The 13427-nt window shown below is 71.0% G+C and carries 10 protein-coding genes, 1 tRNA gene and 2 pseudogenes; 4 read left to right on the forward strand and 9 right to left on the reverse strand.

Going from position 1 to position 13427, the window contains the following annotated elements:
- Window positions 1-117: 117 nt before the first annotated feature.
- Together HF577_RS38570 and HF577_RS21485 are read right to left on the reverse strand one after the other, a co-directional pair.
- Window positions 118-1460 (reverse strand): annotated as a pseudogene (locus HF577_RS38570) (Ca2+-dependent phosphoinositide-specific phospholipase C).
- A gap of 237 nt (window positions 1461-1697) precedes the next feature.
- Window positions 1698-2726, reverse strand: coding sequence for a TOMM precursor leader peptide-binding protein (locus HF577_RS21485; protein ID WP_169397718.1), 1029 nt, complete (start codon window positions 2724-2726; stop codon window positions 1698-1700).
- A gap of 118 nt (window positions 2727-2844) precedes the next feature.
- Between HF577_RS21485 and HF577_RS21490 the strand changes: the two genes are divergently transcribed.
- Window positions 2845-3405, forward strand: a complete 561-nt coding sequence (locus HF577_RS21490) for a M48 metallopeptidase family protein (protein ID WP_169397719.1) — start codon at window positions 2845-2847, stop codon at window positions 3403-3405.
- A 64-nt stretch (window positions 3406-3469) separates the two neighbouring features.
- On the opposite strand, the gene HF577_RS21495 is transcribed toward HF577_RS21490, so the two are convergent.
- Window positions 3470-4993: a zinc-dependent metalloprotease gene (locus HF577_RS21495; protein ID WP_169397720.1), complete on the reverse strand. Its 1524-nt coding sequence runs from the start codon at window positions 4991-4993 to the stop codon at window positions 3470-3472.
- 123 nt (window positions 4994-5116) lie between these two features.
- Here HF577_RS21495 and HF577_RS21500 point away from each other — a divergent pair, with 123 nt between their 5' ends.
- From HF577_RS21500 to HF577_RS21510, 3 genes are all read left to right on the forward strand, one after another.
- The gene (locus HF577_RS21500; protein ID WP_169397721.1) at window positions 5117-6145 is read left to right on the forward strand and encodes a PDZ domain-containing protein; all 1029 of its coding nucleotides are present in this window, start codon (window positions 5117-5119) and stop codon (window positions 6143-6145) included.
- Window positions 6146-6330: 185 nt separating this feature from the next.
- Window positions 6331-9306, forward strand: a complete 2976-nt coding sequence (locus HF577_RS21505) for a UPF0182 family protein (protein ID WP_169397722.1) — start codon at window positions 6331-6333, stop codon at window positions 9304-9306.
- 132 nt (window positions 9307-9438) lie between these two features.
- Window positions 9439-9515 (forward strand) — tRNA-Met (locus HF577_RS21510).
- Between the two features lie 72 nt (window positions 9516-9587).
- Here the strand turns inward: HF577_RS21510 and HF577_RS21515 are convergent.
- The 6 genes and pseudogenes from HF577_RS21515 to HF577_RS21540 form a co-directional block, all read right to left on the reverse strand.
- Window positions 9588-10958, reverse strand: coding sequence for a site-specific integrase (locus HF577_RS21515; protein ID WP_169397723.1), 1371 nt, complete (start codon window positions 10956-10958; stop codon window positions 9588-9590).
- Window positions 10955-11152, reverse strand: coding sequence for a helix-turn-helix domain-containing protein (locus HF577_RS21520; protein WP_169397724.1), 198 nt, complete (start codon window positions 11150-11152; stop codon window positions 10955-10957). Before HF577_RS21520 ends, HF577_RS21515 begins: the two co-directional genes overlap by 4 nt.
- On the reverse strand, window positions 11149-12534 hold the full coding sequence (locus HF577_RS21525; RefSeq protein ID WP_169397725.1) for a replication initiator: 1386 nt from the start codon (window positions 12532-12534) through the stop codon (window positions 11149-11151). Before HF577_RS21525 ends, HF577_RS21520 begins: the two co-directional genes overlap by 4 nt.
- Window positions 12531-12773, reverse strand: coding sequence for a hypothetical protein (locus tag HF577_RS21530; protein ID WP_169397726.1), 243 nt, complete (start codon window positions 12771-12773; stop codon window positions 12531-12533). The genes HF577_RS21525 and HF577_RS21530 overlap by 4 nt, the downstream gene beginning before the upstream one ends.
- Window positions 12770-13072: a hypothetical protein gene (locus tag HF577_RS21535; RefSeq protein ID WP_169397727.1), complete on the reverse strand. Its 303-nt coding sequence runs from the start codon at window positions 13070-13072 to the stop codon at window positions 12770-12772. Before HF577_RS21535 ends, HF577_RS21530 begins: the two co-directional genes overlap by 4 nt.
- Window positions 13073-13162: 90 nt before the next feature.
- Window positions 13163-13427: pseudogene (locus HF577_RS21540) on the reverse strand (hypothetical protein); the annotation flags it as partial.

Here is a 13427-nt window from a genome sequence, read left to right on the forward strand (position 1 = left end):
CGGCGCGCTGCGGAAACGGCTGCCCAGCGATCCGGGTGCCGAGAGGACACCTCCGACAGCCCGCCCTCAACGGCTGACCGTACGGGGCGGGCTGTGGAGGACCTCACGCCAGACGCGTCAGTGCTGTCCGGCCTTGTCCAGGTCGGCGTCCTTGCAGGTGGCAGGCGCGTTGACGGGGTTGCATCGGGCCACCGTGTTGCCGGCGAGCGAGGCGTAGTAGCCCGAGCCGAATCGGGCGGCCATCCCGGGAACCGGGTAGTCGGTGCTGACGACCTGGGCGCCGCTGGTCAGCGCGGCCTCGCGACGCGTGGTGTCGCCGGTGCGCGCCTCGCCGGTGGGCGCGTCCGCCCGGTCCGGATCATGTAGCCCTGCTTGACCAGGTCGATGATCGTGTCGTGCAGTTGCGGCGCCTCGTCGCGGATCATGAAGGCTGCGTCCGGCTTGTCGCCGTTGTCCTGGGCGTTGGTGAAGAACAGCCGGCCCGCGAGGCTCGGGTCGTTGCCCTGGAGGTACTCGGGCCGGAGGTTGTCCATCGCGAACATGACCTTGCCACGGGCGTCGCGCAGGGTCGGCCAGCCGTACTTCAGGACCGAGTCCCGCAAGGTCATCCCGTTGTGGCGGACGTCGTCGGGCGTGATGACGCGGTCGCGGGGGAACACCGACAGCACTTCCTGCTCGGCATTGGTGAAGCTGTCGTGCGTCCAGGGCAGCATCGGTTGTGTCGGGTGGCCCGGGAAGTTCGGGCCGTTGCCCTGGTCGAACTGCAGCAGGATGGTGATCGGCACGGCGTTGGAGTTCTTGTCCAACCAGTCCTTGACCTGCTTGAGGCAGTCGACGAAGGTCAGGCAGCTGGTGTGGTAATCAACATCCTCCTCGTGGAGGACCTTGATGCCGGGCTTGTTCATCACCTCCGGGTGCCACGGTCCTTCGCCCGAGATCTGGCGGAGGATCGGATTGGTGAACCGGCCTCCATCGGGGTCCTGGGCAAGGTCGAACTCGAGACTACGAACCTTTTGGCCGTCGAGTTGCTGCTGGATCGGGGCGTGGGAGTACTCCTCGCCACCGGTGCCGGAGCCGGGCTGGGCCTGCTCCCGGATGGCCTTCTCCGGGTCGGTGATCTCCACGTGGAAGCTGTTGTGGGTGCCGACGGTCTGGATCTGGTTGATCCGGACCTGGTTGTCGTGGCCCACGCCCGCGGCGACGTCGGTAGGCGGTGGAACAGGGGTCGGCGAATTCCCGATGCTCGGGGGAACGACGCCGGACGAATCTGTGTCGTTGTTCGGGGGAACGGGGGTGGGCGTATCCACTCCAGCGGTCGGAGGAGCGGGGGCAGCCGAATTCCCACCAGTGTTCGGGGGAACGGGGGTGGCGGCAGCAGCGATTCCGATCGGGGTGATCAGCGCCGAGGTGACGGCAATGACCAACATGGACCGCGAGAGTAGACGCACGCAGGTCTCCATAAAGTGGGCGAATGGTGCGGCCCCAAGATTCCAGCGTCTTCACTCGATCGAGTGGTCCGCCGCTGAACACTGGACGAACCAGATCTGTCCATCGTCGATGAATCGGGAAATTCCGACAAATCCGTTGATATGAATAATTCGCTGTTCCGGGCCGATCGCCGGCACCGGTGCTCCGCGCGCCTACCCCGCGGCGAGCCCGCACCGGCTGCTCGACAGGCAAGGAGGCCTGCTTCAGGATCACGCGCGAGTCGAGTCGGGAGGAGTTCGCCGAGGTGGCGGCACCCGCTCGCTGCTCGCCCCGCACCCGCAGCCGGGCTGGGGTGACCAGGTGCGCCGCAGCAGCGTGCCGGCGACGACGTCGAGCTCGATCGTGGTGTCGAGGGTGGGGGGTGGCGGGCCGCCGCCCGCGGTGGCGTCGAGCGCGGCGAGAACCTGCGCGGCGGCGAGTGCGGCGGTGGCGCGGACCGCCGCCGGATCACCGCGGCCCGCCCTGCCCACGAGCTGCGCGGCGACGGTGGGCCAGCCGGGGTCGTGGGCGCTGCGCAGCAGATCGAGGCAGCCGAGACAGGCCGTGCGACCGGGCAGGACGAGTGGCCCGACGACGCCGATGCCGTCGCGCATCCGAGTGGAGAGGTGCGTGGTGCCGCCCGCGTGCAGCTCCGTGACCCGTTCGGGCTCGGGGGCGAGAGCATCGGCGAGCACGACCAGGTCGGACACCAGCCGCTGCGGTGGCGGTCCGGTGGTGACGCCGGGGCAGAGCCGGCGCACCGCCGCCCGCGTGGCGGCGAGCCGGTCGTGGCCGCGGTCGGTGTCGAGGAACCCCGTGCCCAGGTCGGCCGCGAGCACCGGGCCCGAGGTCTCGACGTGCACCGCACCGACCCCGGCCTGTGCGAGACCGACCACGACGCCGACCGACAGCGGCCCGCAACCGGTGACGACGACGGTGCTGGTGGCCCGGTTCCGGGTCGGCCGGTCCAGCGCCGTGGCGTCGACCAGGGCCCCGGCCGCGACGAGCTCGCACACCAGCGCGTCCGCCTCGGCCGCCTCCACCCCACGATGCACCGCCCTGGCGACGAGCTCGGCGTGGCCCACCGGGCCGTCCAGCTCGTCGAGCATCGCCGCCAGCGCGGGCGGGAGGTCGTCGACGGCGACGGCCGTCGCCGGGTCGAGGCCGAGCAGCCGGGCTCGGGGGCCCAGCCGGAGCACCGACCGGTGCGGGGACAGGCGGAGCATCACCGGTGGGGAGGGGCGCGCTGCGGTCGGCATCGGCCGATGGTGCGCCGTGGCCGGGACTGCTGCATCCGGCTGTCCACAGACCCGAGCTCGGCTGTGGACAACTCCGGGAGTCGCCCCGGCGCCCAGGCCCGGGGCTTAGGCTGGAGTGATGGCGCAGCCCGCGGTCGTTGAGGTCCGGCGCAGTGACCGCCGCCGGCGCATGGTCAGTGCCCGGCGCGAGGGCGACACGGTGATCGTGTTCATCCCGGGGTGGATGAGCGACTCCGAGGAACGGCGCTGGGTCGACGAGATGGTGCGCCGGCTGGAACGCAGTGAGGCCCGCCGCCGCTCACCCGCCCGCAAGGGCGACGACGAGCTGCGCCGTCGCAGCATGGAGCTGTCCCGCCGTTACCTCGACGGTCGCGCGGAGCCGAGCACCGTGCGCTGGGTGGCCCCGATGCGCACGCGCTGGGCGTCGTGCACGCCTGCTGATGCCACGATCCGGATCAGCGACCGGCTGCGTGACGTCCCCGGCTGGGTGGTCGACTACGTGCTGATCCACGAGCTCACCCACCTGCTGGAGCCCGGGCACGACGACCGGTTCTGGACGTGGGTGCACCGCTACCCGCGCGCTGAGCGCGCCATGGGCTACCTCGAAGGGCTCTCCGCCGCCGCCGGCCTCGGCCTGGTGGGCATCGACGGCGACGAGCCCGACGCCGAGGCGGGCTGACGAGCCGCCCGGCACCGCCGACCGCGGTGCCGGGCTCCCGGTGTCCCAGGTGCCGGTCCGCGGATCAGGCGGTGGGGCTCGGCCCGTCGGACTCGGGTCCGTCGGACTTCGGACCGTCCGACTTCGGCTCGCCGGACTCCGGTCCTTCGGACTTCGGAGTGTCGCTGCTGTCGCTGCGCCCCTTCTCGGGGTCGTCGGCGGCAGCCTTGCCCGCCAGCTTCTCCAGCTCCGCGATCGGGTCGCCGATCTCGTCCCGCCCGACGAACCCGGCCGGGTCGTCGAGGTCGTCGGCCGACGGGATCAGGTCCGGGTGGGCCCAGAGTGCGTCGCGGCCCGCGGTGCCGCGCTGCTCACCGAGCAGTCGCCAGAGCTCCGCGGCGGCGCGTAGCCGGCGCGGCCGCAGCTCGAGGCCGACCACCGTGGCGAAGGTCTGCTCGGCGGGGCCGCCGGAGGCGCGGCGGCGGCGCAGGGTCTCCCGCAGGGCCTCCGCACCCGGTAGGCGGTCGCCCACCGCGTCGGCGACCACGGCGTCGACCCAGCCCTCGATCAGGGCGAGCAGGGTCTCGAGGCGGGCGAGCGCCGCCTCCTGCTCCGGGGTGGTCTCGGGCTCGAACATGCCCGACTGCATGGCCTCCTCGATGGCGGCCGGGTTGGACGGGTCGATGCCGCGGGCGAGCTCCTCGATCCGGGAGGTGTCGACCCGGATGCCGCGTGCGTACTCCTCGACGGTGCCGAGCAGCCGCTCCTTGAGCCAGCCGACGTGGGCGAACAACCGGTGGTGCGCCGCCTCGCGCGCGGCCAGGTAGATCATCACCTCGCTGGCGGGCCGGTCGAGGTCCTTGGTGAACTTCTCGATGTTCTCCGGCAGCAGCGCCGCCACCCGGTCGGGACCGACCGGCACGCCGATGTCGGTGGAGGTGAGCACCTCCGCGGCGAGCTGGGCCAGGCCGCCGCCCAACTGGCTGCCGAAGGCGAGCCCGCCCATCTGGCCGAGCATCGCCAGCATCGGGCCTGCGGCGGCACGCGCCTCCTCGGGCACGGCGTCCACCCACGACACGGAGACCCGCTGGGCGACCGGATCACACAGCCGCTTCCAGGTGGGCATGCTCGCGGTGACCCACTCACTCGCCGACCAGGCCTTGGTCTCCACGGCACCGGCGGGGAAGTCGGTGGCGGCGTCGAGCCAGAGCTCGGCGAGCTTCACCGCGTCACTCACCGCGGCGCGCTGCGCCCCCGTGAGCGAGGACGTGGTGGCGGCGAGGCGCTGCTGGGCGAGCTGCGCCGCGAGGTCGTAGTTGACGGGGCCGCCGCCCGTGTTCTGCGCCTGGCTGAGCATCTGCCCGAGCTGGGTGAGCATCTGCCCCAGCTGGCTGACGTCGAACCCACCGGCGCCTCCGGGCATCCCGGGCATACCCGGCATGCCTGGCAGGCCGGGGAACCCGCCGGGGGGCATGCCCGGCAGGTTGCCGAAGCCGAACGGATCCTGCGGCCCGTTGCCCGGGCGATCGGGCTCGCGCCCGCGGTCGTTCTCGTCGTCGCGGTCGCGGTCTCGGTCGGACGGCCCGAATCCGAACGGGGTATCGCTCATATCACTACGGTACGCGGGTCCGCCCTGCTCAGGTGTTCGCGCTCGGCAGTAAAACTGCTGCCCGTGGTGCCTCGTGCCGACCGTGCGAGGGCGTCGCAGGCGGTCCACATAGGCTGTGAGATCGTGAACCGCCGGACGTGGACGCTCGTCGTCGCAGGCATGCTCGCACTGGCGCTCGGCGTGCTCGCCGCGGCAGTGCCGGTACCGATGGTGGCACTGGGTCCGGGGCCCACGTACGACACGCTCGGTGACGTCGACGGGAAGCCGGTCGTGGCCGTCGACGGCCTCCAGGTCTTCCCGACGTCCGGGCACCTCAACATGACCACGGTCTCGGTGACCGACCGCCTCACGCTGTTCTCGACGCTGGGCCTGTGGGCCGCTGGTGACCGCCAGGTGGTGCCGCGCAGCGACGTCTTCCCCCCGGAGAAGACCGACGAGCAGGTCCAGCAGGAGAACACCGAGCAGTTCGCGGCCTCGGAGGCGAACGCCGAGGTCGCCGCACTGACCGAGCTGCGGGTGCCCACCCGCGTGGTGGTGGGCGACCTGGTGCCCGACTCGCCTGCACAGGGCCGGCTGGAGGTCGGCGACGAGATCGTCGCGGTGTCGGGGCAGGCCGTCGACTCGCCTGCCGCCGTGTCGAGTGCACTGGCGTCGACGAAGCCGGGGCAGTCGGTCACGATCACCTACCGCCGGGCGGGCCAGCAGCGCGACGCCGACGTCGTGCTCGGCTCGAGCCCCGACCGGCCGCAGGGTCTGCTCGGTGTCCGCCCCGGCATCGAGCCGCAGGCGGGCGACATCAGGATCAGCCTGGGTGACATCGGCGGTCCGTCGGCCGGCCTCATGTTCGCGCTGGCCGTGATCGACAAGCTGACTCCCGGCAACCTCGCCGACGGGCGGTTCGTCGCGGGCACCGGAACGATCGCGCCGGACGGCCAGGTCGGACCGATCGGCGGCATCCCGTTCAAGATGCGCGCGGCGCGGGACGCGGGGGCCACCGTGTTCCTCGTCCCGGCCGACAACTGCGCGGAGGCCGCCGCGAACGCGCCCGCCGGGTTGGAGCTCGTGCGCGTCGCGAACCTGCAGGACGCTCTCACCGGCCTCGATGCGCTCACAGCCGGCCGGACGCCGGTTTCCTGCTCACCTGCTGCCTGAATCGGGCGACTCGGACATTTGAGGCCCCCACGGGAACCCCACACCCCCTCCGTAGAGTTGGATGAGCAGGGCGCATCGACGGGCCGGCTGCAGGAGGCGATCGGGCAGGTCGCCGCGGCACCGGACCGACCCGTTGCCCGCGCCCGGCGCCCGACCCCGCGAAGACTGGAGTGTGCCCTGTGGCCATGCGGCCCCCGGTGGGAGCACCGACGTTGAGCCGCCGTACCCGGATCCTGCTCGTCCTTGCGGGAATCGTGGTGCTGCTACTCCTCGGCGGCTCGCGCCTCATCAACTTCTATGTCGACTGGCTGTGGTTCGGGGAGGTCGGTTACCGGGGCGTCTTCGCGACGGTCCTGTTCACCCAGATCGTCCAGTTCCTGGTCGCCGCGCTGCTGATCGGCGGCCTGGTGGCGCTGTCGCTGTGGATCGCCTACCGCTCGCGCCCGGTCTTCGTGCCCGTCACCGGGCCGGAGGACCCGATAGCGCGCTACCGCACGGTGATCATCCAGCGGCTGCGACTGTTCGCCATCGGTATCCCGCTGATCATCGGGGTCATCGCGGGTCTCGCGGCGCAGGGCGACTGGCAGACCGTCCAGCAGTTCCTCAACTCCACGCCGTTCGGGGTCACCGACCCCGAGTTCGGCATCGACGTGGGCTTCTACGCGTTCCAGCTGCCGTTCTACCGGTACGTGCTGGACTGGCTGTTCGTCGCGGTGGCCATCTGCTTCGTGGTCTCGCTGATCACCCACTACATCTTCGGCGGAATCCGGCTCAGCGGGCGCTCGGGCCAGGTCTCGGCCGCTGCGCGCGCCCAGCTGGCGATCCTCGCCGGGGTGTTCGTGCTGCTCAAGGCGGTGGCGTACTACTTCGACCGGTACGAGCTGCTGTTCAGCAACCGCAGTGACATCTTCACCGGTGCCACCTACACCGACCTCAACGCGGTGATGCCCGCCAAGCTGATCCTGCTGTTCATCTCGATCATCTGTGCCGCGGCGTTCTTCGCGGCGGTGTTCCGGCGCAACCTGCAGCTGCCCGCGATCGCCACGGTGCTGCTGGTCCTGTCCAGCGTGCTGATCGGTGCGGCGTGGCCGCAGGTGCTGCAGCAGTTCGTGGTGTCGCCCAATGCCAACGAGCGTGAGTCGGTGCCGATCGAACGCAACATCGCGGCCACCAGGCAGGCGTTCGGGCTCACGGACGACAAGGTCACCGAGGTGCCCTACAGCGGCACGTCGGAGGCCACGCCCGCCGCGGTCCGCAACGACACCGCCACGGTGCCGAACATCCGCCTGCTCGACCCGGCCAAGGTCGGCGACACGTTCACGCAGCTCCAGCAGCGGCGTACGTTCTACGGCTTCCCGCAGAAGCTCGACATCGACCGGTACAACATCAACGGGAAGATCCAGGACTACATCGTCGCCCTGCGCGAGCTGAACAGCGCAGGCCTCACCGGCAACCAGACCGACTGGATCAACCGGCGGCTGGTCTACACGCACGGCAACGGGATCGTGGTGGCTCCGGCCAACCAGGTGAACGCCGTGCTGGACGAGGCGGGTGGCCAGGGCGGTCTGCCCAACTTCACCAGCATCGACATCAGCAACTCGAACTCGCCGTCGTTGCCGCCGAGCCTGCGCGTCACCGAGCCGCGGGTGTACTACGGCGAGCTGATCGACGGGTACTCGATCGTCGGCGCAGAGCCGGGCGCCACCCCGCGGGAGTACGACTCCGACACGCAGAGCTACACCTACACAGGCAAGGGCGGTGTGCCGCTGGGCAACATCGTCAACCGGCTCGTGTTCTCGCTGTTCTACGGCGAGCGCAACATCCTGTTCAACAACTCGATCAACGCCGACTCGAAGATCATGTACGTCCGCGACCCGCGTGACCGGGTGCAGGCGGTGGCGCCGTGGCTCACCACGGACACCGACCCGTACCCCGCGGTGGTCAACGGGCGAATCGAGTGGATCGTCGACGGCTACACGACGCTGCAGAACTACCCCTACGCCGAGCGGATGGGCCTGGGGCAGGCCACGGCCGACGCACTGCAGCCGTTGCAGCGGGCGCAGCAGGACAAGGACATCAGCTACCTCCGCAACTCCGTGAAGGCCACCGTCGACGCCTACGACGGCACCGTCACGCTGTACGCGTTCGACGAGTCCGATCCGGTGCTGAAGACCTGGATGAAGACCTTCCCGGGCACCGTGCAGCCGGCGTCGGCCATCAGTCCGGACCTGAGAGCGCACTTCCGGTATCCGGAGGACCAGTTCAAGGTGCAGCGCGAGCTACTCACGCGCTACCACGTGGACAACCCGCTGGAGTTCTACGGCAACGTGTCCTTCTGGGACGTGCCGTCCGACCCGACGGTGCCGGGCGGTGGCGGAGCAGGCGGCGCACCACAGCCGCCGTACTACATCCTGGCGGGTGAACCAGGGGCCGCGGGCCAGGAGGGCACCACGCCCACCTTCCAGCTGACCAGCGCGCTGGTGTTCCGCAACCGGGACATCCTCTCGGCCTACGTCACGGCGAGCTCCGATCCGGCCAACTACGGCAAGATCACGGTGCTCCAGCTACCACCGGACACCCAGACGCTGGGCCCGCAACAGGTGCAGACCCAGTTCGTCGGTTCACCCAACGTCAGCCAGGACCTAGGACTGCTATCGAGGGGTGGGCAGAGCACCGTCGAGTACGGCAACCTGCTCACCCTGCCCGTGGCCGGCGGACTGCTCTTCGTCGAACCGGTCTACATCGAGCGTGCCAACCAGCAGTCGAGCTATCCACAGCTGGCGAGAGTGCTGGTGTCCTACAACGGGCGGGTCGGCTACGACGCGAACCTGTCCGTGGCGCTCGATCAGGTGTTCGGCGCGGGGGCAGGGGCGGCGGTAGCGCCTCCGGCCGGGGGAGCACCAGCCGGCACGCCACAGCCGGGGAATGCGCCGCCGGCAGCCGGTGGGCCCGCCGCGCCCGCGGCCAGTCCCCAGGTCGCCGCAGCAGCGGCGGCGATCCAGAGCGCGATCACCCAGCTCCGCGCCGCGAACCAGAGTGGTGACTTCGCGGCGCAGGGCCAGGCGCTCCAGCAGCTGGACTCGGCGGTCCAGCAGTTCCAGCAGGCGCAGGCGGCCGCCGGCTCGACGCCGACGCCACCAACGCCCGGACCCGGCGGCTGATTCACGGCCCGAACGCCACCGCCCCGCCGACCTGACCAGGTCAGCGGGGCGGTGGCCGTTAGGGGGACCCCCCGCTGCAGGCAGGTTTCGGAGGGGTGTAATGTCTTCAACAGCAAGACAGCAACATGGCAACGCGGGGTGGAGCAGCTCGGTAGCTCGCTGGGCTCATAACCCAGAGGTCGTAGGTTCGAATCCTACCCCCGCTACCACCGGAAACGGCCCTCAGGGATCTCCCTGGGGGCCGTTTTCATGCGTGTTGTGACCAGATTTGTGACCACGGGCTACCCGGCGTCGGCGGTCGGACCGGCGTCGAGCTTCCGTCGGATGAGGCCCGCCACCAGCTCGGCAGCTTCCCGATCGTGCCCCGTGGATCGGTGGCCGTAGATCTGGACCGTGATGCCCTCGTGGGCGTGGCCGATCCGGTCGCTGACGATCTTGGCGTGCACGCCGCTGTCGAGCGAGAGGGTCGCGTAGGTGTGCCGGATGTCGTGCAGCCGGATGCGTCGCACCCCGGCCAGGTCCACCAGCCGGTTGAAGCGCCGCGTGATCGTGTCCGCGTGCAGCCGACGACCGTCCGCGTAGCGCATGAGCTTGCCGTGGCTCGTGTCGTACTCCTCGCCGAACGCCTCCCGCTCCGTGTCCAGCACGGTGAGGTAGGCCCGCAGGAGTTCGACGGTGTACGGGTCGAGGGAGATCTTCCGGACCCCGGCGTTCGACTTGCCGTCGGAGTCGATCGTCTGGCCCGCCACCACCACGCGGGTGTCCTCGATCGCGAGGGTGGCCCGGTCGAGGTCGAGCAGCTCCCGATCCACGCCGGCCAACTCCGAGCGCCGCATGCCGGTGGTCGCCGCGAGCAGCCACATCGCCGCGAACCGGTCGGACAGTGCCACCCGCAGCCACGTGGTCAGCTCGTCCACGGTCCAGGGCTTCGGTCGGTTGCGGGTGGTGCGCCGCTGCTCGCGCGGCAGGCTCGCGTGCTCGGCCGGATTGGACACGAGGTAGTCCCACGCCACCGCGTCGGTGAACGCACGATGCAGCATCCGGTGCACGTTCTTGACCGTCTTCGGGGCCAGCCCGGCCCCGGCATCTGTCGGGAGACGACCACGGCGGAAGCGCAGCACGGCGGCGCGGGCGGCATGGATGGTCACTCCGCAGGCCGCCACGATCTCGATCGGCGTCGGCCCCAGCCCGTCGCGCTGCTCCCGGTGCTGCGACCAGTAGGCGTACATGGCCGCGTTCCGGTCGACCTTGACCCGGCCCTCGGTCAGGAGCCGCCGGTAGAGGAGGTTGAGCACCGGCACGGTGATGTCCTGCAGTCGTCGATCACCGATGAGCGGGTCGATGTAGGCCCGGGTGTAGTCCAGGTAGTTCTGGCGCGTCGAGGGCTTGAGCGAGTCGCCCACCGCGTCGAGCCACTCGGCCATGAACGCTCGGACCGTCCGGCGGGTCGAGCGCACCAGCCGCCCACCGGAGTGGCGCTGCTTGGACGCCATCGCGGCCTTCCACGCGGCGTCCTCCGATTCGAACCCGCCCCGGTTCTCCCGCTGCCGCTTGCCGGTCAGCGGGTCCGGTTCCAGATCGAGCCGGTAGTACCAGCGGGACCCACGCTGGTGGACGGTGATGCCCTTCGTCGGCATGGCGCGGCGGCTCATACCATGCTCCGCCCGTCGACCATCGCGAGCAGCCGCGCCGTGATCACATACACACGGCCCCCGAGGCGACGCACGGGAAGCTCACCGGCAGCGGCATACCGGTAGGCCGATGCCCGGCTGATTCCCAACAGTTCCGCCGCTCGCGGGATCGTCAGAAGGGCCGGGAGCGGCCTCTCATCGGTCTGCGTGGTCATCGTGCTGCCTCCATCCGTGCCGTGCGTCGTTGCTGTCGGTTTCGTTCGGCAATGGCCACGGCCAGCTCCCGCTCTGCGTACGTGTGGTGTCCGATCTGGACGAGGCGCCAGTCGTTGATCACGGTGACGGTCGACAGGTCGAGGGGGATCTCGTTGGGGTCGTCGGTGTCGCGGTCGAGCTGGGCCAGGTCATCGACCAGTCGCCACGTCCTCCGGTCGGCTCGGAGCGCGCCGAAGGTGGTCGAGTACCGCTGGCTCTTGGTCAAGAAATGACCGCGAAATCCGAGCATGTGCGCCCACCGCCGCAACCCCAGCTCCTCGTACTGGGCCAGGCCGCCGAGTTCCCAGCAGGTGCGGATCATGCGGGCGTGGTGCGGGCTGACGTCGAGGTACTGCACGTGGTCGACATCGCGGATCGGGCGGTCGGCGGTCTCGGAGGCGCCGGTGCCTTTGGTGGCGTACTTGGCGATGTAGCCGGCCAGGGCGGCGTCGGTGATCTCCCCGTCCTGGTCCTCGAGGTGGGTGGCGTGGGCGGGGGTGATGGTGCGCAGGTCGAGTTGGCGCCCCCACCCCAGCACGAGCGGTGTCCCGTCCGGTCGGGTCACGGTGAGCGTGGCGGTGCGGGCGGCGAGGCGGACGACGTCGCGCAGCACGTCGCCGGTGAGTCCGGTCGGGGCCGGGTCGGCGGGTCCGTCCGGGCCGTCGAGGCGCAGCACGGCGTGGAAGTGCACGAGCCCGCGGCGCTGGTATTCGGCGACCTTCGCGTAGGACAGGCGGGCGTGGTCGCGGAATGCCCGGACCGGGATCCCGAGCGCGGTGGCGAGCGCGCGGCGCAGGGCGATGGTGAACCGGTGCCACAGGGCCCCGGCGTGGGCCTGCCACAGCACCGCCCCGACGTAGTCGTACGCGTCCGGGTCGAGCGGGGCGCCGAGGCGCGGATCATCGGGGTGGTGCCACTCTCCGCACCCGCAGGGGAGGATCTGGGCGCGGGGGCCGGTGCGGCGGGTGTGGACCGGCCCGAACGAGGGTGCGGTGAGGGTGAGGAACGCCCGCGGCTTGCCGGTGACGGTGGTGGGGACGCGTTTGGTGGGGTCTCCGGCCAGTCCGGCGCGGATGAGGTGGAAGGCGTCTCCGGCGTAGCGGTCGGAGCAGGCGGGGCAGACGGTGGCGCGGCGGTTGCCGCAGGGGGCGAGGATGTCCCCTTCACGTTGGATCAGGACGGCGCCGTCCCGGTCGAGGACGCGGGAGGAGCCTGTGAGGTGGATGGGGGCGGCGCATCCGCCGCTGGCCTCGACCTGGGCGCGCCAGGTGCGGTAGTTCGGGTCCCGCAGTCGGGCGCTGATCGGGTCGAAGGCATCGCTGACGTCGGTGTGCGTGGTCATCGGGCCACCTCCGTGGCAGGGCAGTCCCGGAACAGGTGATCGAGCAGGGCGGAGTGCAGAGCGCTGCCCTCCCGGGCGGCCTCGGCGGTGGGCAGCGGGTGGCGGGTGCGGACGGTGGTGGCGCAGCGGGGGCAGGCCACGGTGGGGACGCCGCTGTCGTGGTGGGTCCCGCGCAGGGCGTCGGCGGCAGCGGTGAGAATCCGGAACCGTCCGACCCGTTCCCGGGTGGGGGCGCTCACCGCGACCTCCGGGGCGAGCTGTACTCAGTGCCGCCGGACCATTGGCCGTTGGCGTCGCGTTCGTAGGTGATCTCGATGTGGCCGGGGTCGGTGTCGTAGTGGCGGGCGAGGCGTTCGGCCCCGGTGTGGTAGCTGCGGGCGCGGCCGATGACCATGCCGTACTCGTCTTCGACGACGTAGTCGCGGCCGTCGCGGATGATCCCGCCGGCGAAGGTGGTCCGGTCGGGCCGGGTCTCTGCCGGGCCGGTCACGAGGGCGCGACCGGGGCGGATGACGTCAACGTGGGTGGTGCGAGCCATGGCGGCACTCCCGAGTGGGCGCAGGAATTCGAGGCAGTGGGGTGCGGGTGGTCCGCCCGGAGTCGGTGTCCAGGGGCGGGCCACCCGCGGTCAGCGGGACGGGCGGGAGCCGTGGAGTGGGCGCAGGCTGGACCAGCGGGTGACCATCGCCCGGGTGGCTTTCGGGACGAGGATCGAGTTCGCGGTTCCCTCGCGGCCGCCGTAGCGGACGTGGTGGGTGCCGCCGGTGGTGAGGTGCCCGGAGTCGAGCAGCTGCCGGACGGTGTCTTGTTCGTAGCCGGGCACCGGCTCCACCCGCCCGCCTTTCTGGGCGCCGCCTGGCTCGCGGAGGAACACCCGTTGGGTGGGGCCGATG

The organism is Pseudonocardia xinjiangensis (assembly GCF_012911925.1).
In the GTDB taxonomy this organism is placed as follows: Bacteria; Actinomycetota; Actinomycetes; order Mycobacteriales; family Pseudonocardiaceae; genus Pseudonocardia; species Pseudonocardia xinjiangensis.

What these genes read in the sequence shown, in the direction of transcription:
- HF577_RS21485 (WP_169397718.1), bottom strand. Translation starts at nt 2,726, where the DNA reads ATGCCGACCGCAGCGCGCCCCTCCCCACCGGTGATGCTCCGCCTGTCC.
- HF577_RS21490 (WP_169397719.1), top strand. Translation starts at nt 2,845, where the DNA reads ATGGCGCAGCCCGCGGTCGTTGAGGTCCGGCGCAGTGACCGCCGCCGG.
- HF577_RS21495 (WP_169397720.1), bottom strand. Translation starts at nt 4,993, where the DNA reads ATGAGCGATACCCCGTTCGGATTCGGGCCGTCCGACCGAGACCGCGAC.
- HF577_RS21505 (WP_169397722.1), top strand. Translation starts at nt 6,331, where the DNA reads ATGCGGCCCCCGGTGGGAGCACCGACGTTGAGCCGCCGTACCCGGATC.
- HF577_RS21515 (WP_169397723.1), bottom strand. Translation starts at nt 10,958, where the DNA reads ATGAGCCGCCGCGCCATGCCGACGAAGGGCATCACCGTCCACCAGCGT.
- HF577_RS21520 (WP_169397724.1), bottom strand. Translation starts at nt 11,152, where the DNA reads ATGACCACGCAGACCGATGAGAGGCCGCTCCCGGCCCTTCTGACGATC.
- HF577_RS21525 (WP_169397725.1), bottom strand. Translation starts at nt 12,534, where the DNA reads ATGACCACGCACACCGACGTCAGCGATGCCTTCGACCCGATCAGCGCC.
- HF577_RS21535 (WP_169397727.1), bottom strand. Translation starts at nt 13,072, where the DNA reads ATGGCTCGCACCACCCACGTTGACGTCATCCGCCCCGGTCGCGCCCTC.